Annotated in this window: 20 protein-coding genes; 7 read left to right on the plus strand and 13 right to left on the minus strand. The window is 61.8% G+C overall.

Annotated elements, in window-relative coordinates; genetic code table 11:
• Positions 1-93: 93 nt before the first annotated feature.
• The gene (locus tag KW842_RS07015) at positions 94-870 is read right to left on the minus strand and encodes a uracil-DNA glycosylase (RefSeq protein WP_218303374.1); all 777 of its coding nucleotides are present in this window, start codon (positions 868-870) and stop codon (positions 94-96) included.
• Between the two features lie 116 nt (positions 871-986).
• Here KW842_RS07015 and KW842_RS07020 point away from each other — a divergent pair, with 116 nt between their 5' ends.
• Positions 987-2,009 carry a S41 family peptidase gene (locus KW842_RS07020; protein WP_218303375.1) on the plus strand — a complete coding sequence of 341 codons (1,023 nt, stop codon included), beginning with the start codon at positions 987-989 and terminating at the stop codon, positions 2,007-2,009.
• On the opposite strand, the gene maiA is transcribed toward KW842_RS07020, so the two are convergent.
• Genes maiA through KW842_RS07035 form a run of 3 tightly spaced genes read right to left on the minus strand, consistent with a single transcriptional unit; the run spans position 2,010 to position 4,200 of the window.
• Positions 2,010-2,654, minus strand: a complete 645-nt coding sequence (gene maiA, locus KW842_RS07025) for a maleylacetoacetate isomerase (protein WP_218303376.1) — start codon at positions 2,652-2,654, stop codon at positions 2,010-2,012.
• Complete coding sequence (locus KW842_RS07030) at positions 2,654-3,673, minus strand: fumarylacetoacetate hydrolase family protein (RefSeq protein WP_218303377.1); 1,020 nt, start codon at positions 3,671-3,673, stop codon at positions 2,654-2,656. Before KW842_RS07030 ends, maiA begins: the two co-directional genes overlap by 1 nt.
• Positions 3,670-4,200 (minus strand): VOC family protein, encoded by a 531-nt coding sequence (locus KW842_RS07035; RefSeq protein WP_218303378.1) that lies wholly within the window; start codon positions 4,198-4,200, stop codon positions 3,670-3,672. The genes KW842_RS07030 and KW842_RS07035 overlap by 4 nt, the downstream gene beginning before the upstream one ends.
• An 87-nt stretch (positions 4,201-4,287) precedes the next feature.
• Here KW842_RS07035 and KW842_RS07040 point away from each other — a divergent pair, with 87 nt between their 5' ends.
• From KW842_RS07040 to KW842_RS07050, 3 genes are all read left to right on the plus strand, one after another.
• Positions 4,288-5,205, plus strand: a complete 918-nt coding sequence (locus KW842_RS07040) for a LysR family transcriptional regulator (RefSeq protein ID WP_218303379.1) — start codon at positions 4,288-4,290, stop codon at positions 5,203-5,205.
• 94 nt (positions 5,206-5,299) lie between these two features.
• Positions 5,300-5,866: an NAD(P)H-dependent oxidoreductase gene (locus KW842_RS07045; protein ID WP_229223578.1), complete on the plus strand. Its 567-nt coding sequence runs from the start codon at positions 5,300-5,302 to the stop codon at positions 5,864-5,866.
• Between the two features lie 31 nt (positions 5,867-5,897).
• A complete protein-coding gene (locus tag KW842_RS07050; RefSeq protein ID WP_218303381.1) occupies positions 5,898-6,467 on the plus strand; it encodes a gamma-glutamylcyclotransferase in 570 nt (189 codons plus the stop codon).
• Here KW842_RS07050 and KW842_RS07055 read toward each other — a convergent pair.
• Positions 6,459-7,616, minus strand: coding sequence for a PA0069 family radical SAM protein (locus tag KW842_RS07055; protein ID WP_218303382.1), 1,158 nt, complete (start codon positions 7,614-7,616; stop codon positions 6,459-6,461). The genes KW842_RS07050 and KW842_RS07055 overlap by 9 nt on opposite strands.
• Before the next feature lie 173 nt (positions 7,617-7,789).
• On the opposite strand from KW842_RS07055, the gene KW842_RS07060 reads away from it, so the two are divergent.
• Genes KW842_RS07060 through KW842_RS07070 form a run of 3 tightly spaced genes read left to right on the plus strand, consistent with a single transcriptional unit; the run spans position 7,790 to position 13,089 of the window.
• Positions 7,790-8,383 carry a DUF2760 domain-containing protein gene (locus KW842_RS07060; RefSeq protein WP_218303383.1) on the plus strand — a complete coding sequence of 198 codons (594 nt, stop codon included), beginning with the start codon at positions 7,790-7,792 and terminating at the stop codon, positions 8,381-8,383.
• The gene (locus tag KW842_RS07065) at positions 8,380-10,227 is read left to right on the plus strand and encodes an Hsp70 family protein (RefSeq protein WP_218303384.1); all 1,848 of its coding nucleotides are present in this window, start codon (positions 8,380-8,382) and stop codon (positions 10,225-10,227) included. The genes KW842_RS07060 and KW842_RS07065 overlap by 4 nt, the downstream gene beginning before the upstream one ends.
• A gap of 18 nt (positions 10,228-10,245) precedes the next feature.
• Positions 10,246-13,089, plus strand: coding sequence for an Hsp70 family protein (locus tag KW842_RS07070; RefSeq protein WP_218303385.1), 2,844 nt, complete (start codon positions 10,246-10,248; stop codon positions 13,087-13,089).
• Here the strand turns inward: KW842_RS07070 and KW842_RS07075 are convergent.
• From KW842_RS07075 to tssB, 8 genes are all read right to left on the minus strand, one after another.
• A complete protein-coding gene (locus tag KW842_RS07075; protein ID WP_218303386.1) occupies positions 13,073-13,702 on the minus strand; it encodes a tRNA-uridine aminocarboxypropyltransferase in 630 nt (209 codons plus the stop codon). The two genes, KW842_RS07070 and KW842_RS07075, sit on opposite strands and share 17 nt — an antisense overlap.
• 21 nt (positions 13,703-13,723) lie before the next feature.
• Positions 13,724-15,424, minus strand: a complete 1,701-nt coding sequence (locus KW842_RS07080; RefSeq protein ID WP_218303387.1) for a methyl-accepting chemotaxis protein — start codon at positions 15,422-15,424, stop codon at positions 13,724-13,726.
• A 102-nt stretch (positions 15,425-15,526) separates the two neighbouring features.
• Positions 15,527-16,387, minus strand: a complete 861-nt coding sequence (gene tssA / locus KW842_RS07085; protein WP_218303388.1) for a type VI secretion system protein TssA — start codon at positions 16,385-16,387, stop codon at positions 15,527-15,529.
• A gap of 9 nt (positions 16,388-16,396) precedes the next feature.
• The gene (gene tssH / locus KW842_RS07090; protein WP_218303389.1) at positions 16,397-18,937 is read right to left on the minus strand and encodes a type VI secretion system ATPase TssH; all 2,541 of its coding nucleotides are present in this window, start codon (positions 18,935-18,937) and stop codon (positions 16,397-16,399) included.
• Positions 18,934-19,392: a type VI secretion system baseplate subunit TssE gene (tssE, locus tag KW842_RS07095; protein WP_218303390.1), complete on the minus strand. Its 459-nt coding sequence runs from the start codon at positions 19,390-19,392 to the stop codon at positions 18,934-18,936. Before tssE ends, tssH begins: the two co-directional genes overlap by 4 nt.
• 49 nt (positions 19,393-19,441) lie before the next feature.
• Positions 19,442-19,933, minus strand: a complete 492-nt coding sequence (locus KW842_RS07100; protein WP_218303391.1) for a type VI secretion system tube protein Hcp — start codon at positions 19,931-19,933, stop codon at positions 19,442-19,444.
• Positions 19,934-19,959: 26 nt separating this feature from the next.
• Entirely contained in the window at positions 19,960-21,447 is a 1,488-nt protein-coding gene (tssC, locus tag KW842_RS07105) for a type VI secretion system contractile sheath large subunit (RefSeq protein ID WP_218303392.1), read from the minus strand.
• Between the two features lies 1 nt (position 21,448).
• Positions 21,449-21,949 (minus strand): type VI secretion system contractile sheath small subunit, encoded by a 501-nt coding sequence (gene tssB / locus KW842_RS07110; RefSeq protein WP_218303393.1) that lies wholly within the window; start codon positions 21,947-21,949, stop codon positions 21,449-21,451.
• Between the last annotated feature and the right edge of the window lie 7 nt (positions 21,950-21,956).

Genomic DNA, 21,956 nt, shown 5'->3' on the forward strand with positions numbered 1-21,956 from the left:
ATATCGACCTCAATACTATTCAAAGCCTGAGTAGTTGATCGAATTAGTCAAGTATACCAAACTTTAATAAAGCTTGCTGGTCGCCCCTTCGTTTTACCCCTTCAGCAATTGCATCGGCTGAAACAGCTGATGCATTTCCTTATTGCCAATAAAACTCAGGTTGTACGGGTGTTCTGCGGTGACCTGCGGAAAGTCTTTCATTACAGGCAACTTGGCCAGCAGCTCAGCGATTTTTCCCCACAGCACCATGGTCGGCACACTGGCAGCCTGCGCGGCCAGGCCAGCCATCACCGTTTCGAAGAACGGCAGCCAGGCTTTCGCGTCCTTGGCCGGGGCGACGTGGCTGCGGAACACCAGCGTAGCGTTCAGCAACAGAAAGCCCTGCTGGGTGAGCTTGTGCTGCATGTCCGCCAAAGTCAGGATATGGCTGCCCGCGCCGCTGCGCGCCTGGGCCGATACCGCCGCCATTGCGTCGCCAGCAGTGTTCGCCAGTTGAAGCTGGCCATCCGCCACCAGCAGCATTTTCATGAAGTTGCGCAAGGAAGTCGCCTTGTTGACCGGCTTGGATAGGCCGCCACCGGGTTCCGCCGACCACAGGCTGCCAACCGCCCCATCCATGAAACAGACGCCGGTGGCGCTCTCTGCTCGCGGATATGGTCCTTCGCCAACCAGTACATACTTCACCTTATTGAGCGGCAATGCGAAAGCGGCAAACAGTCGCTGTTCGGTCGGCAGGTACTGATCCTGCGCCAGCTGCGGCAGATAATCCGGCGTGGCCGCCATCATGGCTTCCAGCCCCTTGATCAACAATGGGCGCCAGGAAACATCGGCGCGATCAAGCGCCTCCAGGATGGAGCTTGGTATGGTCATGAAGGAATTGCCATTGGGGAAAGGTGAGATTGTAACGCGCCGGCGCCCCCAGCGGCATTTTCTGATGGGAAAGTGTTAATATAATTTTTGAATAAATGTCTGATTTTGGGGAATAAATGGGTCGCACACCTTGGATAGCCGCTGCCGTGCTGATGTTGTCACTGGGCGCCGGCGCGCAAACATCCGGCCCGCCGGTGCTGGACGAAGCGCTGGATGCGCCGACCCGCGCCCACATCATCAACGAGTTTGCCCACCGGCTGACGGAATTGCACGTCGACGGCCCGCGCGCCAAGGCGGCGGCGGACGATTTGCGTCAGCGCCTGGCGCGTGGCGAGTACAACGACCAGCTGACGGCGCGCGCGCTGGCCATCCGCGTCACCCGCGACGTGGCGGCAATCGCGCCGGACCGCCACACCTATCTGGAGTTTGTGCCGTATGACCTGGGCGACGAGCGCCAGCGCCCTCCACCGCCGTCACCTGCCACCGACAACTACGGCATGCGCAAGTTTGAACTGATGGACGACAATATCGGCTACCTGAAGATCACCCGCTTTGCGCCGCTGGACCGTGGCGCGCTGGACATGGCCAGCCGCTTCATGAATCAGGCGGCGGACTGCCCCGCCCTGATCATCGACCTGCGCGATGCTGGCGGCGACAGCCAGGAGATGGCGGCGCTGCTATCCAGCTACCTGTTGGTCGACCGCCGCAGCTGGTTCTTCCGCGACAAACAGATACACCTGCATGACCAGATCGACCGCGCCGGCAGGGTGACGCAGGAATACTGGACCTGGGCCGACGTGCCGGGCAAACGCTTTGGCGGCCGCAAGCCGCTGTACCTGCTGGTGAACGAACGCACCAGCGGCGCGGCCGAAGCTTTCGCTTACGACTTGCAGCAATATGTCAATCGCGCCGTGCTGATTGGCGCACCGACGATGGGCGACGCGCGCGTCGGCGCCAAACAGCGCATCTCGCGCCAGCTGCAAACCTCTATCGCGATCACCCGCGCCAGCAATGTCATCACCCGCTACAACTGGGAAGGCGGCGGCGTCCAGCCCAACCGCATGGTGGCGCCATCCGCCGCGCTGGATACCGCGCTGCAGATGGCGCAAGCGGCTATCCGCCAGCCAAGCCAGCGCTGATCACTCGGCGTCCGGCTGCTGCGATGGGTGGGCTTGCTGGAAGGCTGGCAGCTCTGCGCAGGCGGCGTGGATGCGCATGATGGTCGGATAGGACGACATATCGACGCCGAAGCGCTGTGCACCGAACACTTGCGGAATCAGGCAGCAATCGGCCAGCGTTGGCGTGTCACCATGGCTGTAGCGGCCGGTGCGCGGGTCATTGGCCAGCAGTTGTTCCAGCGCGGTCAGGCCGGTGCGTAGCCAGTGCTGTTGCCAGGCGAGTTTGACTTCTTCTGTCAGCCCCAGTTGGCCCGTCAGATATTTCAGCACGCGCAGATTGCCCAGTGGGTGCGTGTCCGCCGCAACCGTCAGCGCCAATGCGCGTACGCGTGCGCGGCTCATCGGATCGGCGGGCAACAACGGCGCTTGCGGCTGCGTCTCTTCCAGGTATTCGATGATTGCCAACGACTGGCCGATAACTTCGCCATCGTCCTCCAGTGCTGGCAGCAGCGCGGCAGGATTGATGGCGCGATACGCGTCGCTGAGTTGTTCGCCGCCGTTGCGCAGCAAGTGCACAGGCACGGCATCGTAGGCGATGCCTTTAAGGTTGAGCGCAATGCGTACGCGGTAAGCCGCCGAGCTACGGAAATAGGTGTAGAGCTTCATCAGCGCCGCTCCCGATAGTGGGTGACGGTCTGCTCGATGGCGCCGAAAATACTGCCTCGCTCATCTTTCATTTCAATGCGCACGCTATCGCCGAATTTGAGGAAAGGCGTTTGCGGCTTGCCGCTTTCGATGGTTTCATACATCCTCACTTCGGCCAGGCAGCAGTAGCCCACGCCGCCATTGGCGATGCTCGAACCATGCAGGCTGCCCTGCTTGTTGGAGACGGTGCCGGAACCGATGATGGTCCCCGCCGCCAGCTCGCGCGTTGCCGCCGCGTGCGCGACCAACTGGGCAAAGTTGAACGTCATGTCCTCGCCCGCATTCGGCTTGCCGAACGGCTGCTGATTCAGATCGACCAGCAAGGGCAGGCGCAGCTTGTTGTCTGCCCAGTGCGCCCCCAGCTCGTCGGGCGTGACCGCCACCGGCGAGAAGGCGCTGGCCGGCTTGGACTGGAAGAAGCCGAAACCTTTCGCCAGTTCGTTCGGGATCAGATTGCGCAGCGAGACGTCATTGACCAGCATGAGCAGGCGAATCGACTTGGCCGCATCGTCCGGCGTGGCGCCCATGCGCACGTCACCAGTGATGACCGCCACCTCGGCCTCCAGGTCGATGCCCCACGCTTCCGACAGCGCATAGATAGGATCGCGCGGACCGGCAAAGCTGTCCGAGCCGCCCTGATACATCAGCGGATCGGTATAGAAGGACGCCGGCACCTCGGCATTGCGCGCCTTGCGCACCAGCTCAACGTGGTTGATATAAGCCGAGCCGTCCGCCCATTGGTAGGCGCGCGGCAGCGGCGAGTGGCAATCGTGCTGATTGAACGGTTTGGCATCCACCGCTTCGCCCGCGTTCAGCGTGGCGTAGACTTGTTGCAGGCGCGGCGCCACCAGTTCCCAGTTATCCAGCGCATGCTGCATGGTGGCCGATATCTTTGGCACATGCTGGTAGTGCGACAGGTCGCGGCTAACGATCACCAGGCGGCCATCGCGGCTGCCGTCTTTCAGCGTGGCGAGCTTCAAGCTTCACCTCCGTGCATCCAGGCTGCGTGCTTGGGCGCTTTTTTGGTTTGCGACCATTCTTCCAGCATGTCCCATTTGACCTGGTCCAGCTTCTGCATCATCTCCGGCGTGCCGGTGTTGCACGCCAGCTCGAGGCGATGTCCGTTCGGATCGAAGAAATAAATCGACTTGAAGATGGTGTGATTGACCGGGCCGATCACATCGATGCCAGCGGCCACCAGGCGCTCTTTGGCGGCCAGCAGTTCGTCCATGCTGGCGACTTCCATCGCGAGGTGCTGCACCCAGGCCGGCGTGTTGCGGTCGCGGTCCATATCCGGCTGCGTCGGCAATTCAAAAAACGCCAGCACATTGCCGTTGCCGGCATCCAGGAACACGTGCATGTACGGGTCCGGCGCCTTGGTCGATGGGACTTCGTTTTCGGCGATGGCCAGCACGAAATCCATGTTCAGGTGCTTGACGTACCACTCGACGGTTTCTTTGGCGTCTTTGCAGCGGTAGGCAACGTGATGTATTTGCTTGATTTTCATAGGAGTCTCCATCTTCATGCCCGCATTAAATGACAGTTTCAGATATCATACAAATCGTATTTATCTCGCCATTTATCAGAATTCTCAATGAATCCCAGCCTGCGGCAAATGCGCGCCCTGGTGGCGCTGGCCAAAACCGGCAGCTTCACGCTGGCCGCCGATCACCTGAATGTGACGCAATCGGCGCTTAGCGGCCAGATCAAAGAACTGGAGCAACTGCTAGGCATGCGTGTGGTCGAGCGTACCACGCGCAAGACGCAGTTGTCGGAGCTGGGACGCGAGCTGACGCCGCTGTTCGACAAGATGCTGCACGATCTCGATCGCGCCATGGCCGACATCGCCAGCCGCAAGGCCTTGAAGCAAGGCTCAGTGCGGCTGGCCGCGCCGCAAATGCTCTCCTGCACGATGGTGCCGGAAGTGATCGCCGCGTATCGCGAACGCCATCCGGAGGTGCGGGTCAGACTGACTGATTGTCCGCTGGAGCAGGTATCGGCACGCGTATTCAGCGGCGAGGTCGACTTCGGCATCGGCCCGGAGCGCGACGCTACTGCCGAAATCGAAGCCCAGCCGCTGTTTGAAATGCCGTTTGTCGTGGTCTATCCACCGGGCCATGCGCTGGACCAGCGCAAGCGCATCACCTGGAGCGACGTCAACCGTTACCCTTTTATTTCCCTGCAAGGCCAGTTCACGGAACGGCTACTGCGCGATGTACATATTTCCTTTAGGGAACTCTCCCTCAGCCCGCACAACGAGGTCACCTTCATGACCACCGCGCTTGCCATGGTGCACGCCCGACAAGGCATTACCGTCTGCTTGCCCTATGCGGAGAAGATGGTGCAGCTGTACGGCCTGAAGATGCGCCCATTGGAAGCGCCGGCCTTGACGCGGCGTTTCTTCGTCTACACCCGTGGCGCCCGCGCACTGTCGCCGGCCGCCGAGAGTTTTGTTGCTTTCCTACATGAGTTCATTGCCACGCATGAATGGAATATGCCATCGACGGTGTGAGCTATATCAAAAATCCGGAATTTATTTCACACGAACAAAATTAATTGCCACAAATCCATTGTGGAAGCGGTTTCCATTTGTGTATGCTTCATTGATGAACATTTTGCACATAGATTCCTGCGCTTTAGGCGATCATTCGACTTCCCGCCAGATTACTTCGGCGGCTATTGCGGCACTGACTACCAATTATGATCAGGCGACCGTGCTGTACCGCGATCTCGCGGCCTCCCCTTTGTCCCACGCCAGCGGTCCGCTGCTGCAAGTCATTAGCCAACGCTGGGACGCCGATATCCCGATGAATGCAGAATTGCGCGCCGAAGCACTGCAAAGCGCCTCCCTGCTCAAGGAATTTCAGGATGCCAACGTGGTTGTGCTCGGCGCCCCCATGCATAACTTCTCGATTCCATCGACGTTGAAAGCCTGGATGGACCGCCTGCTGGAACTGCAAACCGTTACAGCCAGCGAGGGCAGCGCGCACCTGCATCTGCTGCTGATCACCTCTGGTTGCGACGTCATGGGCCGCGACTGCCAGGAAAAGCTGATGCACAACCACGAGTCCCAGTTGAAAGCCGCCTTCGAATCGATGGGCATTCGTCATCTGCATGTGGTACGCAAGCTGGCCGATTTGCAACAAGCACTGGAGTTACAAAGAGCCGCCTGATGGTAGCGCTATCGCTGTCTTATAATGAGGCATGACTGCTGACACCATCGCCATCAATCAATTGATGGACAAGTTCGACGGCCATCACAGCGTTTGGCTGTTTGGCTACGGCTCCTTGATCTACAAGGCGGACTTCCCCTACCTGCAACGCCGCCCGGCCAGCATTGGCGGCTGGACGCGGCGCTTCTGGCAAGGCTCACACGACCATCGCGGCACGCCGGAAGCACCGGGCCGCGTGGTCACACTGATCGCCGAAGCAGACGCCATTTGCCACGGCATGGCTTACCTGATCACGCCGGAAGTCTTCGCCCACCTCGACCACCGCGAAAAAAACGGCTATCTGCGGCTGGCCACGTCGATGACGTTTGAGGATGGCGATCAGACCGAAGGCCTGGTCTATATCGCCACGGCGGACAACACGGCCTTCCTCGGCGCCGCCAGCGAACAGGAAATCGCCGCACACATCGCCCGCTCCACCGGTCCCAGCGGCCCGAATAGCGACTACCTCAACCATCTGGCAAGCGCGCTGCGCGAACTGGGCCGCCATGACCAGCACGTTTTCGACATCGAGCGCCACCTGGCGGCATTGCGCTCAGAATAAATCCAGCTGCCCCGCATCGGCAGCCGCTTTGGCGCGCGCGCCCAGCGGAGGCACCACCAGCGGCCGCGTGAACCGGGACGCATCCATGCGGTGAAAACGGCTGCCCTGGCCCGTCAGCCCCAGCCGCTCGGAAGCGATCTTGAAACGCTGGCGTATCAGTTCCGCCCACACACCCTCGCCTTTCATGCGGGTGTCGAAATTGCTGTCATAGTCTTTGCCGCCACGCATTTCACGCACCCGGTTCATTACCCGCTGCGCGCGTTCCGGAAAGTGCGCTTGCAGCCATTCCTTGAACAAGGGCGCCACTTCCCACGGCAGCCGCAACACCGTGTAGTGCGCGCTGACCGCGCCGGCCTGCTTGACCGCTTCCAGTATCCGCTCGATGTCCGGCTCGGTAATGAAGGGAATGATGGGTGCAATGCTGACCGCGACCGGAATGCCGGCGTCGGTCAGCGTACGAATGGTACGCAGGCGGCGCGCGGGAGAAGCCGCGCGTGGCTCCAGCGTACGGGCGATGGCCGGGTCCAGCGTGGTCAGCGTGATGGCAACACCCGCCTGCTGCCTGGCCGCCATCGGCGCCAGGATGTCGATGTCGCGTTCGATCAGCGAGTTCTTGGTGATTAGCCCGACCGGGTGCTGGCATTCCTGCAGTACCTCCAGAATGCGGCGGGTCAATTTGTATTCGCGCTCGCAGGGCTGGTAGGCGTCGGTATTGACGCCCAACGCGATCGATTGCGGCTCGTAGCCAGGCTTGGCCAGCTCGCGCCGCAGCACTTCCGGCGCGTTGACCTTGGCGAAAATCTTGCTCTCGAACTCCATGCCCGGCGACAGCCCCAGATAGCTGTGCGTGGGCCGCGCGAAACAGTAAATGCAGCCATGCTCGCAGCCACGATAGGGATTGAGCGAGACACTGAACGGCAAGTCCGGCGATGCATTGCGGCTGAGAATGGACTTGCAGATTTCGTCGGTAACCTGGGTTTTCCATGGCTTCACCTCCTCTTCCTCGCGTTCCCAGCCATCGTCATAGGCTACGCGGGCGTTCAATTCGTAACGGCCTTGCATATTCGACACCGCGCCACGCCCCTTCTGCGCCTTCAGCGAAGGCGGAGGCAACATCACGTGTTCCTGCTTGTTTTCGTCGTGGGACATGGCGGCACAATAAATACTGTATACATATACAGTATTCTAGGCGCGACAGGCCGGTATATCAAGCGAAATCCGCTTGTGCCCTTTGGGTGTGCCGGGGCAAGCTGGTATCATGCCGGGCTTCGCCCCAACGCGCGCCCGGCGCGACGTTCGGCAACCTTACTGTGAGTCATGACATGAATAATTCGAGCCAACCTCTGCCGTCTTTCTTCAGCCGGATTTCGATCGCGATCGGCGCCTTTTTCCGCGCCCTGTCCGACGCTGAATACGCAGCCCGCCTGACGCGCATCGATGACGCGCCACAAACGGCCGCCGCGCCAGTCGCGCCGCCAGCACCAGCGCCGGCCCCTGCACCCGTGCCTGCCCCGGCGCCAGTCACGCTGCGCGTCGCCACGCCGGACGCCGCGCTGCAACTGCTGTCGCTGCTCCAACGCGAAGCACGCCTGATCGACTTCACCCAGGAAAACCTGAGCGCCTACTCCGATGCCGACATCGGCGCCGCCGCGCGCGTGGTACACGAAGGTTGCGCCAAGGTGCTGAAAGAGCACTTCACCATTCAGCCTGTCCGCAGCGAAGCGGAAGGCAGCCGCATCGAACTGCCGGAAGGCTTCGACGCCGCCGCCGTGCGCCTGACCGGCAACGTGGTCGGCAAGGCGCCGTTCCGCGGCACGCTGAGCCATCGCGGCTGGCGTTCGGCCGAGGTACGCCTGCCGAAACTGGCGGAAGCGCATGACGCAGCCATCATCGCGCCGGCGGAGGTGGAGCTGTGAGCGATCCCCGTTACGCCATCGGTATCGACCTGGGCACCACGCACAGCGCGCTGTCATATGTGAACCTGCAAGCCAGCGATGGCGAGAAAACCCAGCACGGTGTGCTGGCCATTCCGCAGCTGACCGCGCCGGGCGCCGTCGAAGAACTGCCGCTGCTGCCGTCCTTCCTGTACCTGCCGCACGCCGACGAACTGGCGCCAGGCGAGAACAATCTGCCATGGCAGCAAAGCGCTGAAGAACAAAACAGCGTCGCCGGCGACATGGCGCGCAGCCGTGGCGCCACCACGCCGATCCGCCTGGTGTCGAGCGCAAAGAGCTGGTTGAGCCATCCCGGCGTGGACCGCCGCTCCGCCCTGCTGCCGCACGACGCGCCGGAAGAAGTCACCCGCGTCTCGCCGCTGGAAGCGTCGACGCGCTACCTGAGCCATCTGCGCAAGGCGTGGGAGCAGGCGCATCCCGATGCGCCATTTGGCGAACAGGCGGTCACGGTGACCATCCCCGCATCCTTCGACCCGGGCGCGCGCGAACTGACCGCCGAAGCGGCGCGCGCCGCCGGCTACACCAATCTGACGCTGCTGGAAGAACCACAGGCCGCGCTGTATAGCTGGATTCAGGGTAGCGAAGGCCGCTGGCGCAAGGAAGTCAAGCCGGGCGACGTGATCCTGGTGGTGGACGTGGGTGGCGGCACCAGCGACTTTTCGCTGATCGCCGTGCTGGAACGCGATGGCGTGCTGGAACCGCACCGCATCGCTGTCGGCGATCATATTCTGCTGGGCGGCGACAATATGGATCTGGCGCTGGCGCACCTGGTTGCGCGCAAGCTGGCCGCCAACGGCACGCAGCTGGACGCCTGGCAGATGCGCGCCCTGACCTACGGCTGCCGCGCCGCAAAAGAGAAACTGCTGGCCGACGCCACCGTGGCCAACTGGCCTATCGTGGTGCCGAGCCGTGGCTCCAAACTGATCGGCGGCTCGATCCGCACAGAGCTGACGCGCGATGAAGTCAGCACCTTCATCCTCGACGGCTTCTTCCCGAAAGTGGAAGCATCGGCGCGTCCCGCCGTGCGCACCCGCGCCGGCCTGACGCAGCTTGGCCTGCCGTATGCGCAGGACGCCGGCATCACCCGCCACCTGGCCGCATTCCTGGCGCGTCAGCTGGGCGCGACGGCGGAGCTGGAAGGCTACGCCGGCAAGCAAAGCGCTGACGCGACCTTCCTGCATCCAACGGCAGTGCTGTTCAACGGCGGCGTGTTCAAGTCGGAGCTGCTGGCGCAACGCGTCATGGGCGCCATCAATGACTGGCTGTACATGGAAGGCGCGGAACCAGCGCGCATGCTGGGCGGCGCAGACCTGGATCTGGCGGTGGCACGTGGCGCGGCTTATTACAGCTACGTGCGTCGCGGCAGCGGCGTGCGCATTCGCGGCGGCACGGCGCGTTCTTACTACGTGGCGATTGAATCCGCGATGCCCGCCATTCCAGGCATGGAGCCGCCGATTCAGGCGCTGTGCGTGGCGCCGTTCGGCATGGAGGAAGGCAGCGAGATCGAATTGCCGAACCAGGAGTTTGGCCTGGTGGTTGGCGAGCCGGTGCAGTTCCGCTTCTTCGGCTCCTCAGTACGCCGCCAGGACCAGATCGGCGACCTGCTCGATTTCTGGGGACCGGATGAACTAATCGAGATGAACGAGATCCAGGCCAACCTGTCGCCGGAAGGCCGCCAGGCCGGCGATGTGGTGCAAGTGCGCCTGCACGCGATGGCGACCGAGTCCGGCACGCTGGAACTGGCCGCCGTTGCCAATGACGGCCAGCGCTGGAAAGTGGAGTTCGACGTTCGTTCCGCTAACTAAGCCGCTAACTAAGCACGCATGAGCCAATACGTCGTCAGCATCGACCTGGGCACCACCAACACGGTGATGGCCTTTGCCAAAGCCGGTAGCGCGCAGATTCAGCTGTTCAATATCGAGCAGCTGACGGCGCCCGGCGAGGTTGGTGCTGCGGCGCTGCTGCCATCGCTGCGCTACCATCCAGCTGACGGCGAAATGGCGCCGGGCGATGTGCAGCTGCCCTGGCCGCAGCAGGACGCGGCGCAGGCGGTGATCGGCCAACTGGCCCGCAAGCTCGGCGCGCAAGTTCCCGGACGGCTGGTTGCCAGTGCAAAGAGCTGGCTGTCGCACCCGCAGGTGGACCGCATGGCGCCCATCCTGCCATGGGGCGCCGAAGCCGATGTGGCCAAGGTGTCGCCGGTGGCGGCCAGCGCGTCGTATCTGGCGCATTTGCGCAGCGCCTGGGATGCACGTTTTCCCCAGCATCCCTTGCACGCGCAGCAGATTGTCCTGACCATCCCCGCATCGTTTGACGAAGGCGCGCGCGCCTTGACGCTGGAGGCGGCGCGCATGGCCGGCTTGCCTTCCTTGCGGCTGCTGGAGGAACCGCAAGCGGCCTTCTACGACTGGCTGTTCCGCCAACGCGCTTCGCTTGCCGAAGATCTGGCCGACACACGGATGGTGCTGGTGTGCGACGTCGGTGGCGGCACCACCGACTTCAGCCTGATGCAAGTGGCGCTGGCCGACGGCAAGCCACAGATCAGCCGCATCGGCGTGGGCAACCACCTGATCCTCGGCGGCGACAATATGGACCTGGCGCTGGCGCACCTGGCCGAAACGCGCATGGCCGGCGGTGAACCGCAGGCGCGCCTGTCTGCCAGCCGCCTGTCGCAATTGGCTGAGCGCTGCCGCGCCGCGAAAGAACAACTGCTGGCGGCCGATGCGCCGGAGCGCACCACCGTCACGCTGCTGGGCGCCGGCTCAAAACTGATCGGCGGTTCGCGCTCCGCCGAGTTGACACGCGCCGAAGTCGCGGCGCTGGTGGTTGACGGCTTCTTCCCGCTCAACGAACAACAGGAAGCGGCCAAGCGTGGTCGGGGCGCGATTGTCGAATTCGGCCTGCCCTACGCCAGCGACGCCGCCATCACACGCCACCTCGCCGGCTTCCTGCGCCAGCACGCCGGCGCCATGCGCGAGGCCCTCGGCCTGCCGGCGCACAGCAACACGATTCCCATTCCCGACACGCTGCTGCTCAACGGCGGCGTATTCCGCGCGGACGCACTGGCGCGTCGCCTGGAAGCCGTGCTGGCGCGCTGGCGCCAGCAGCCATTGCGCGTACTGCACAACGACAATCCGGATGTCGCCGTCGCGCGCGGCGGCGTGGCTTATGCGCTGGGACAGGCCGGCCAGGCACCAGTCATCGGCGGCGGCTCGGCGCGCAGCTACTTCCTGCTGCTGGACGACGCCGGCCAGGCCGACAAGCCGCGTCGCGCCATCTGCATACTGCCGCGCGGCGCTGCTGAAAATCGCGAGCTGCTGCTGGCCGATCGCACCTTCGCGCTGCGCCTTGGACGGCCGGTCCGCTTTCACCTGGCTTCCTCCACCGCAGATGCGCCGCAAGCCGGCGACGTAGTGGAACTGCGGCCAGATGAATACGTCCAGCTGCCGCCTATCGCCACCGTGCTGCGCGACCACAGCGCCGCCGATGCGCGCAAGGAGATACCAGTCCAGCTGGCGGCGATGCTGAGCGAAGTCGGCACGCTGGAAGTCCATTGCGTCGCCACCGAAGACAAACAACGCTGGCTGCTGGAATTCCAGTTGCGCGGCGATGCGGTGCCGGAAGCTGCCCTTCCAGGTGAAACACCGATGCCGGCCGGCTTGGGCGCAGCCATCGACAAGATTGACCGCATCTTCGGCAGCCGCGCGCAGCAGGTCGATATCAAGGAAGTCAAACAACTGCGCGCCCAGCTTGAACAGCTGCTGGGCAGCCGCGAGGCCTGGACTACGCCACTGCTGCGCCGCCTGTTCGACGCGCTGATGGAGCGCGCCAAAGGCCGCCGCCGTTCCTCGGAACACGAGCGCGCATGGCTCAACCTGAGCGGCTACTGCTTGCGGCCGGGCTTTGGCCATACGCTCGACGCGTGGCGTATCGATCAGCTGTGGACAATGTTCGAGTCCGGCGTGCAAAACCACAAGGACAGCCAGGTCTGCGCCGAATGGTGGACCTTGTGGCGCCGCGTGTCCGGTGGACTCAGCGTCGAAGCGCAGCTGCGCGTGCTGGACGATTTCGCCTTCAACGTTCAGGCCGATGCGGCGGAACGCGGCCGCCGTCCGGCCGCGCTGGTCAACGGCAGCGAAGAGGACATGCTGCGGCTGGGCGCCTCGCTGGAGCGCATTCCCGGCAACTACAAGGCGGAAATCGGCGCATGGATGCTGGGCCAATTACAAAAAGCCACCAGGTCAGCCGGCAAAGCCGCCGCCAACAAAACCCGTACCGGTGCAGCCGACCTGTCAAAAGCCGAGGCCACGCAAGGCCGCTTCCTGTGGGGCCTCAGCCGCGTAGGTGCGCGCCAGCCTTTCCACGGCAGCGCCCATGATGTGGTGGAGACGACCATCGTGGAGTCATGGCTGGCCGAAGTGATGACGCTGGACTGGAAGAAGGTTGAACCAGCCGGCTTTGCCGCATCCCATCTGGCGCGCATGACCGGCGACCGCTCGCGCGACATCAATGCAACGCTGCGCGCCGAGGTGTTGCGCCGCCTGGCCGGCGTTGGTGCACCGGCCAGCTGGAGCGCCATGGTGCGCGAGCTGGTCCAACTCGACCAGGCCGACGAAAAACGCATGCTGGGCGATGCGCTGCCGCCGGGCCTCAAGCTGATCGCTTGATGTAGCTGGCCTGCTGCGCGACAAAGCCATCAAAGGCATCGATCAGCGGCTTATATTGGGTGGCGTCATTTTCCAGCTGCGCTAGCGCATACACACTAGCCTCCAGAGTCGACAGTTGATCCGGCAGATGCGCCTTGCGTATCAAATAGTGTGACGGCGGCGTTTCGCGCAGCGGCATGCGCGGCAAGGATTGCAGCAGCGGATTCAGATACAGCATCTTGCGGCTCTTGCGCCAGGTGCCGTCCAACACCACCAGCCGCAATGGCGTTCGCAGCCATGCTGGATCAAACGGCTCCGGCTTGGCCAGGCCTAGCGCGGCGTCTTCGGTATCAGGATAGAGCAGCACATTGCGCCGCTCCGGCGACAGCATCGCTTGCAACCGCGCCGGATCGAAACGCTCCCCGACTTCCAGCCTGCTGTTGGCCAGGCTCAAATGCAGCAGCCGCGCGCTGCCCTTGGCATTGCTGACTTCCATGGGATGCTGAAGGATCAGGACTTCCACCTGATTGGATAGCGCTGTCACCCAGTGGCAGATGCAGGTCTGCCGTGGGCGCAGACACGCGGCGCAGAGGGCGCGCCGCGTTTCAGATGACGAGGTACTGGCGGTATTCATAGACCGCCATTGTACAGTGGCTTAAAACTCTTCCCAGTCGCCTTCGCTGGCGGTGACCGGCTTGCGCTTTTCCTGCGCGGCAGGCGCGGCAGCGGTTGCCGGCTTGGGCGCGGCCACTGCGACCGGACGGCGCGGCAGCGCTGGCCTGGCCGGCGCGCGCGGCAGGGCTGGCGATGTAAATGAGGCGTCCAGCTTGAACACGCTGACCACATCCGCCAGCTTGGCGGACTGCTCCTGCATCGACTCGGCCGCCGCCGCCGCCTCCTCGACCAGCGCCGCATTCTGCTGCGTCACCTGATCCATCTGCGTGATGGCGTCATTGACCTGCGCGATGCCCTGGCTTTGCTCTTCGCTGGCATTGCTGATCTGCGTCATGATCTGCGTGACGCGGCTGATGCTCTGGACGATTTCTTCCATCGTCTGGCCAGCCTTGTCCACCAGCTCGGAACCGATCTGCACCTTCTGCACCGAATCATCGATCAAGCCTTTGATGTCCTTGGCGGCCGACGCGGAACGCTGCGCCAGATTGCGCACCTCAGACGCCACCACCGCGAAGCCGCGGCCCTGCTCACCAGCCCGCGCAGCTTCTACCGCTGCGTTCAGCGCCAGGATATTGGTCTGGAAGGCGATGCCGTCGATGACCGAAATAATATCTACAATCTTGCGCGACGAATCGTTGATCGAGCCCATGGTGTTGACCACCTCGCCCACCACCGAACCGCCACGGCTGGCGATCTCCGATGCGCTAATCGCCAGTTCATTGGCCTGGCGCGCGTTCTCCGCATTGAAGCGCACCGTCGATGTCAATTCTTCCATCGACGATGCGGTTTCTTCCAGCGAGCTGGCTTGTTCCTCGGTGCGCGAGGACAGATCCTGATTGCCGGCGGCGATCTGCGTCGAGGCTGTGGCGATCAGCTCCGTGCCGTTGCGCACCTGGCCGACGATGCTCACCAGATTACTGTTCATCGTCTTCAGTGCGTTCATCAGTTGGCCGGTTTCGTCGTTGCTGTTGACTTGAATGTCACTGGTCAGGTCGCCCGACGATACGGTTTCCGCCACCCGCACCGCCGCGTTGATCGGCTGCGTGATGGTGCGAGTGATCCACCATGCGGCGACCACGCCCAGCACAATTGCCGCGAGGCCCAGCATAATCAGCAAGGTGCGGCCACTCTGGTATTGTTCATGGATCTCGACGGCGGCGGCGTCCAGCAAGGCGGCCTGGCGGTCGGCAAAGGTTTTGAGCGCGCCCAGGTAGGCGATGCGGCTCTGGGTCATCTCGCCTTCATAAATTTTGCCGGCGGCTTCCAGATTGCCCGCGTTCTTGGCGGCGAAGACAGACTTGCGAAAATCCGTGTAGGCCTTGCGGGTATCCAGCACTTTCTTGAACAGTGGCTTGAGTTCTTCTTCATCCAGGTTGGCGCCGATCTGGTCCTGGATCTGGGTTGCGCGGCCGGAGGATTCGGCCATCAGCGCTTCCAGTTTTTTCTGGTCAGCCGGATTGGCCACCATGAAAGCGCCGGTAGTGCGCGCGGCGTTAACTTCAATGATCTTGCCCCATTCGGCGGTCAGGCGCTCATCGCGCACCTTCACGTTAATCATCTCGTCAGTCTTGCTGCTGGCACTGCTCAAACGCAGAATGCCGATGGCAGTCATCGCAACCAACAGTAACAAGATAAGCGAAAAGCCAAAGCCGAGACGCGTACCGATCTTAAGATTGTTCATAGCTAACTCCCTACCTAAAAGTCTGGATTGTCCAGTTCATCCTAGCACTAATTTCTTTAGTTTATGTAGCATAAAAGAAACTTTCAGCATTGCAGTGCAGCATTATTCGCCTACGGATGGGTTCCCGAGCAGCTCTTCCATCATAGCGATGGAGGCAGGGTCCTTGATCACGGCGCGCAACCAGACATGCAAAGGCATTTCGCCCCAGCTCGCCGCGCGTTCGGCCAGGTAGGCAACCGGACTATGCGGCTCGGTGCGATGGAAATATTCAGCAACCATGCGCAGCTGATGAAGGGCTTGCGTGCGATTCTGCAAGCCACTCGTGGCGGCATTGGCAACGTTACCAACAGTGGATGGCTCGCTTTCTGCAAGCATCACGGAACTCCCATACGGCGCCAGATTCCTGAGCACGGCCTGCAGCACGTCGCGTGCGTTACTGAAGCCCGGACCGTCCGCGCCCAGTTGCGTATCTACCACGCGTTCCAGCGCAGTCAGCGTGGAGAAGCAGTACTCGGCATCGGCCAATGCTGCTGTTTGGGCAGCGCATTCCTGCACCAGAAACGGCGTGCGCGCCAGTAGCCAGAACAGATTGCCGATGCGCTGATCGCAGTCGCCGTTATCGACTAACGGATACAAATCTGTCCAATACAACTCACATAATCCGGTTAGCACGGCGTAGCCATCGCCGAGGCCACGCAGGCCTTGCGTCTTGGCCAAGGCCTCGGTCAGCCACACGGCCAGCCGTAGATCCTTGCTGCGCGTGGTGATCAAGTCCGCACAGCGAGTGGCGACCAACGGCCAATCAGCCTCCTTCAACGTGCTTGTCCATTCGCCCTGGTCAAGCGTGGGGTCGTCATGCTGCCGCGCCTGGGCGATCAGGTCCACTTCGCTGCTGAACGTCAGGTCTTCGCCGCAGCGCTGTGCATCGCTGATGGGGCGCAGCAGTTGCGCTACGTTGAACATGGACGCCTCCTATTTGACGATGTACTTGAACCGGCCCTTGCTATTAACGCTCACTTTGATGCACGCAATCCCCTGTTCCTGCGCCATCTTCTCCAGCACCGTCTGGGCAATTTCCGGCAACAGTGTGCCGTTCAGGATGTGATCGACATTGCGCGCGCCGGAGTCAACTTCGGTGCAGCGCGCCAGCACCGCGTCCAGCAGTGCGGCGTCATAGCTGAACTCCGCATGGTACTGCTCGCGAATACGCTGTCCAATGCGCGCCAGTTTGAGGCCGATGATCTGCTTCAGCAGCGCATCCGGTATCGGGTAATACGGCACCACCTTTACGCGGCCGAGAAAGGCGGGCTTGAAGTGCTTGACCATCTGGGGGCGAAGCAGTAGTTCCAGTTCTTCCGGATCCGGCGGCGCTTCCTTGTTAAGACATGCCTGCATGATGGTCGCGGAACCTGCATTGGCGGTCGCGATAATGATGGTGTTGCGGAAGTCGATCTCGCATCCCTCGGCGTCATCCATCACGCCCTTGTCGAAGATCTGGTAGAACAATTCCAGCACGTCCGGATGCGCTTTTTCGATTTCATCCAGCAGCACCACGCTGTAAGGCTGGCGACGCACGGCTTCAGTCAGGACGCCCCCCCTGCCATATCCGACATAGCCAGGCGGCGAGCCTTTAAGACCTGAGACGCTATGCGCCTCCTGGTATTCGCTCATATTGATGGTGATGAGTTTATGCTCGCCACCGTACAGCAAGTCCGCCAATACCAGCGCGGTTTCAGTCTTGCCCACGCCCGAAGGACCGACGAACAGAAACACGCCTTTCGGCTTGTTGGGATCATCCAGATTGGCACGCGCGGTACGCACGCGCTGCGTAACGGCGGCGATTGCATGTGTCTGCCCCAGAATGCGGGCTTGCAGCAGATCCGGCAGCGAGAGCACAGTACGGATTGCATCCTTGACCATCCTGCCCAGCGGGATGCCGGTCCAGCCGGAGACGATGGCTGCGACGATGGCGCCATCCACCTCCAGCGGCACCATCGGCGTCTCCCCTTGCAGTGTGGTCAATTCCTCCTTTAACGCCTGGACTTCCGATTCCCTTTCTGGCTGACGCTTGATAGCGGCGACAATCGCCTGTTCCCGCTGCCAGCGTCTGGCGTGCAGCGCATGCTCCTCCTCAAATACCGCATGGCTGGCCTGCAAATGCTGCAAGCGCTGATGCAGCGCGGCACCGCCCTCCTCGCGCTGCAATGCCACGATTTCCGCAGTGATGCGCGCCATTTGCATGGCGGTGTCCTCGAGCAGCGCCGGCGTGCCGCTTTGCGCCAGCGCCACGCGCGCGCAAGCGGTATCGAGCACGCTGACCGCCTTGTCCGGCAATTGGCGTCCGCTGATGTAGCGATGCGACAGGCGCACCGCTTCGGTCACCGCCTCGTCGCGGATACGTACGCCGAAGTGTCGCTCCATCAACGGCGCCATTGCGCGCAGCATGGCGGCGGCGATATCTTCACTGGGTTCTTCCACCTTGACGACCTGGAAACGCCGCGCCAGTGCCGCATCTTTTTCAAAGTATTGTTTATATTCGCTCCAGGTAGTCGCGGCGATGGTGCGCAGTTCGCCGCGCGCCAATGCCGGCTTGAGCAAGTTGGCTGCGTCGCCCTGCCCTGCCGGACCGCCGGCACCGATGATGGTGTGCGCTTCGTCGATGAACAGAATGATGGGATCAAGGCTTTGCTTCACTTCGTTGATGACATTTTTCAGGCGCTCCTCAAACTCGCCTTTGACGCTTGCTCCCGCTTGTAGCAAGGCCATGTCCAGCGTGCGTATCTCCACGTTTTTCAGTGTGGCTGGCAGGTCGCCGGCGGCTATGCGCAAAGCCAGCCCTTCCACCACGGCAGTCTTACCGACGCCCGCCTCGCCAGTCAGCATGGGATTGTTCTGACGGCGGCGCAGCAGAATATCGATCACCTGGCGGATCTCCGCCTCGCGGCCAATCACCGGATCGAGCTTGCCTTCACGCGCCTGCCGCGTCAGGCTGGTGGTGTACAGATCCAGCGCCGGCGTGCCGGCCTTGGTGGCATTGGTGATTTGTTCTTGCGAACCTTGCGTGCGCTTTTCCAGTTGATGCTTCACCTCGTCGATGGGGATTTTTGCGAACTGTGGCGAGGCGCGCAACGCCAGTTGCTCAAGTTCCGGCTCGGTAAGCAAGGCGACCAACAAGTGGCCGCTGCGGATCAAGCCGGGCATCGCGTCTAATGAGGCAATCAGCCACGCCTGCTCCAGTAGCAGCGGCACATGGCGCGCGAAAACCGGCGTGCGCGTGCTGCCGGTTTTGAATTGGCCGATTTCCTGGTGCAGGTCCGCCTCCAGCATGTCCAGGTTCACACCATAGCTGCGCGCAATCAGCGCGACATCGCACCGTTCCTGTTCCAGCAAGGCCAAAAACAGATGCTCCACTTCCACCTCGTGCTGGCCCAGCGCCACGCAGATGCTGGCAGCGCGTGTGGTGGCCAGGCGGGTCGTGTCATTCAGTTTTCCGATCAGCGTTTTCAGGTTCATGACAGCCTCCGGGCGCCGCGGTTGATCGAATAATGCAGCGATGACGGTTGCAGCACCGCGTCAAAGCTGACGGCTTCGGTAAAAGGCAGTCCTGCCAGCGTGCCGTAGATGGAGAAGCTGATGTGGTTAATGGCGCCAGCATCGCGCTCCAGCCGCGCCTGCACATTGCGCAAGCGTGGCTCGTGACGTTCAATTGCTGCTTTCAATGCCGCGCAGACGCGGTTGCGGTCCTCAGCACTGCTCAGGCAAAGACCAGCGAAGTCCATCAATCCGTAATTGGCGATGGAGCGTGTACACTCAGGGTAGGCGCGCATCAGCTCTTCACTTAATGCGCAGCGGGTGTTGAGCAGGTCTTCAAGGTCCCGCGCCACGCTGTCCTTGTACTGTTCCAGCGACATCGGGCGATCGTGCTCGCCCAGCAGACGGTCCAGCAGGCCGGGAGTAAAGCCTTTCATCGCGTGCTTTCGAAAGAAAGCCAGGCCGAACGGCCTGGCAGGAGGACCATCAGACGATCCGGTTGGCGGAGAGGTCCCAGCCGCCGGAGGTATTGCCACCGGCACCGCCACTGATTTTCTGCTGCGTGTACTTCCACTTGATCCTGGAGAATTTGAAGGCCACGTCCTCGGTCAGGATATCGCCTTCATCAACGGCTGGCGATACGGCGCCGATCAGCACATTCTCGATTTCGATTTCGTAGTACTTCACCCGCTCGCCCTGCGCGTCCGCGCGCATGAATTCGAACTTGGCCTTGGGGATAGTACGGCCGGCGGCGCAGTTTTGCAGCAGGATCGGCGAGGAAATGTCGGCCAGTTTGGAAATGACGATATCACGGTGCTCGCAGCGTTCGGCCGTGTGGCCGCCGCCGGTAGACGCCGTGGCGGACCTCGGCTGCTCCACGCCGAAGCTGACCGATTTGCATTCGATCCAGTCCTTGTGGCGGTCATCATTGGATTCGCCCTTGATGCCATCAATGTACAGATAAACGTCGATTGCCATTGGATGCTCCTCTGGTTGGGTTGGTGTTAGTAGTTGGTCGATTGCGGCAGCTCCGCGACCAGACGGAGTGAAACGGACAGCTCATCCAGCTGAAAGTGCGGCCGCAGGAAGGACACTGCACGGAATACGCCCGGCCGTCCGGCCACCTCATGGACCTGCACCGACGCTTCGCGCAGCGGGAACTGGGCTTTCTGTTCCTGGCTGGCGTTATCGTCCAGCAGCACGTATTTCATCAGCCAGCGATTCAGGAAGTCTTCGACATTCGATGCGGCGGCAAAGCTGCCGACTTTGTCGCGCATCATGGCCTTCATGTAGTGGGCGATGCGCGACACCGCAAAGATGTATTGCAGCTGCGACGACAACACGGCATTCGCGTTGGCCGCGTCACTGGTGTATTTCTTGGCCTTCTGCGCCGACTGCGCGCCGAAGAATACGGCATAGGCCGTATTCTTGCAGTGAACCAGCGAAATGAAGCCAAGATCGCTGAGTTCTTTCTCGCGGCGGTCGGTGATCGCCACTTCGGTTGGGCATTTGAGCGCGATCTCGCCTTCGCCGGTTTTAAAGGTGTGGGTCGGCAGGTCGTCCACCAGACCGCCGCCTTCCACGCCGCGTATCGCTGCGCACCAGCCGAAATCATCGAAGGCTTTCGTCAGCTTGGCGCCGAAGGCGTAGGCAGCATTGCACCACAAATATTTCTGATGATCGCTGCCGTCCACTTCCTCGACAAAATTGAAGCCTTCCACCGTGGTACCGTCCACCGGATTGAAAGGCAGCCGGCCCAGGAAGCGCGGCAACGTCAGCCCGACGTAGCGCGCGTCCTCGGATTCGCGAAAAGCCTTCCACTTGGCGTATTCCACCGTATCGAAGATCTTGGAGAGGTCGCGTGGTTTAGCCAGGTCCCCATGCGTTTCCAGTCCGAACAGCTCGGGCGACGCGGCGGCGATGAAAGGCGCATGCGATGCCGCAGCCACATGCGACATCTGCTCAATGAAGTACATATCTTCCGGCTGGCGTGAGATTTCAAAATCTCCGATCAGCGCGGCGTAAGGCGCGCCACCGAAGGTTCCGAATTCTTCCTCGTAGACTTTCTTGAACATTGTGCTCTGATCGAATTCCAGCGCAGACTGGAAGTCTTTCACCAGTTCCCGCTTGGTGGCGTTGAGCATACGGATTTTCAGGCCGCTTCCGGTAGCGGAATTCTTCACCAGGTAGTGCAAGCCGGTCCAGCTTTGTTCCAGTTTCTGGAAGGCCGGCGCGTGCATGATGGCGCTCAATTGCGAAGAAATCAGCCGGTCGAGTTCCGCCACGCGGACGTCCAGCATCGCGGACAAATTATTCGACACGGTCACCGTTCCCGCCAGCACCTGTCTCACTAGTTCGGTGATGATGTCCTTGGCGCGATCATGCTCCACGGTGGACTTGGCGACCTTGCTTTGCTCAACGATCTGGTCCAGCAGACTCTCGCCTTCCAGCACCGTCACCACCGGTGCGGACTGATTGATCTGTGCCGACATATCAGTCTCCTTTGGCCGATGTGAGGCTGGCCAGCTTGTCGGTACTCTGCAATACCTCGCTCAGGATATCTTCCAGCTTGTCGTTCCCGGCCAGCTTGTTGCGCAGATCGGCAAGCTTGCCGCGCGCTTCCAGCAGCTTGGCCAGTGGCTCCACCTGCTTCACCACCGACTCCGGCCGAAAATCGGCCATCGACTTGAACCGCAGTTCGACATTGAAGCTGCTATCGTCGTCTTTCAGCTGATTCTGCACCTGAAAACGTGCCACCGGCGCCACGCCTTCCAGCACCTCATCGAAGTTGCCGCTATCGATGCTGACGAACTTGCGTTCCTTCAGGCGTCTCTTCTCGACATCCGAGTTACCGCCAAAATCGCCGACAACGCCGACGACAAAGGGAAGCTCCTTGTTTTCCATTGCGTCGCCGATCTCCACGTCATACGTCATTTGCACGCGTGCCGGACGCACCTTGGTCAAGCGTTTTTGAACACTGTCGCCGTTAGCCATGGAAGCT

Source organism: Duganella sp. sic0402 (assembly GCF_019219065.1).
GTDB lineage: Bacteria > Pseudomonadota > Gammaproteobacteria > Burkholderiales > Burkholderiaceae_D > Rugamonas.

Bases quoted from the DNA above. Each gene is read 5' to 3' on its own strand.
- KW842_RS07020 (WP_218303375.1), top strand. From the start codon at position 987: ATGGGTCGCACACCTTGGATAGCCGCTGCCGTGCTGATGTTGTCACTG.
- tssB (WP_218303393.1), bottom strand. From the start codon at position 21,949: ATGGCTAACGGCGACAGTGTTCAAAAACGCTTGACCAAGGTGCGTCCG.
- maiA (WP_218303376.1), bottom strand. From the start codon at position 2,654: ATGAAGCTCTACACCTATTTCCGTAGCTCGGCGGCTTACCGCGTACGC.
- tssH (WP_218303389.1), bottom strand. From the start codon at position 18,937: ATGAACCTGAAAACGCTGATCGGAAAACTGAATGACACGACCCGCCTG.
- tssC (WP_218303392.1), bottom strand. From the start codon at position 21,447: ATGTCGGCACAGATCAATCAGTCCGCACCGGTGGTGACGGTGCTGGAA.
- KW842_RS07040 (WP_218303379.1), top strand. From the start codon at position 4,288: ATGAATCCCAGCCTGCGGCAAATGCGCGCCCTGGTGGCGCTGGCCAAA.
- KW842_RS07075 (WP_218303386.1), bottom strand. From the start codon at position 13,702: ATGAATACCGCCAGTACCTCGTCATCTGAAACGCGGCGCGCCCTCTGC.
- KW842_RS07100 (WP_218303391.1), bottom strand. From the start codon at position 19,933: ATGGCAATCGACGTTTATCTGTACATTGATGGCATCAAGGGCGAATCC.
- KW842_RS07015 (WP_218303374.1), bottom strand. From the start codon at position 870: ATGACCATACCAAGCTCCATCCTGGAGGCGCTTGATCGCGCCGATGTT.
- KW842_RS07050 (WP_218303381.1), top strand. From the start codon at position 5,898: ATGACTGCTGACACCATCGCCATCAATCAATTGATGGACAAGTTCGAC.
- tssE (WP_218303390.1), bottom strand. From the start codon at position 19,392: ATGAAAGGCTTTACTCCCGGCCTGCTGGACCGTCTGCTGGGCGAGCAC.
- KW842_RS07060 (WP_218303383.1), top strand. From the start codon at position 7,790: ATGAATAATTCGAGCCAACCTCTGCCGTCTTTCTTCAGCCGGATTTCG.
- KW842_RS07055 (WP_218303382.1), bottom strand. From the start codon at position 7,616: ATGTCCCACGACGAAAACAAGCAGGAACACGTGATGTTGCCTCCGCCT.
- KW842_RS07070 (WP_218303385.1), top strand. From the start codon at position 10,246: ATGAGCCAATACGTCGTCAGCATCGACCTGGGCACCACCAACACGGTG.
- KW842_RS07045 (WP_229223578.1), top strand. From the start codon at position 5,300: ATGAACATTTTGCACATAGATTCCTGCGCTTTAGGCGATCATTCGACT.
- tssA (WP_218303388.1), bottom strand. From the start codon at position 16,387: ATGTTCAACGTAGCGCAACTGCTGCGCCCCATCAGCGATGCACAGCGC.
- KW842_RS07080 (WP_218303387.1), bottom strand. From the start codon at position 15,424: ATGAACAATCTTAAGATCGGTACGCGTCTCGGCTTTGGCTTTTCGCTT.
- KW842_RS07035 (WP_218303378.1), bottom strand. From the start codon at position 4,200: ATGAAAATCAAGCAAATACATCACGTTGCCTACCGCTGCAAAGACGCC.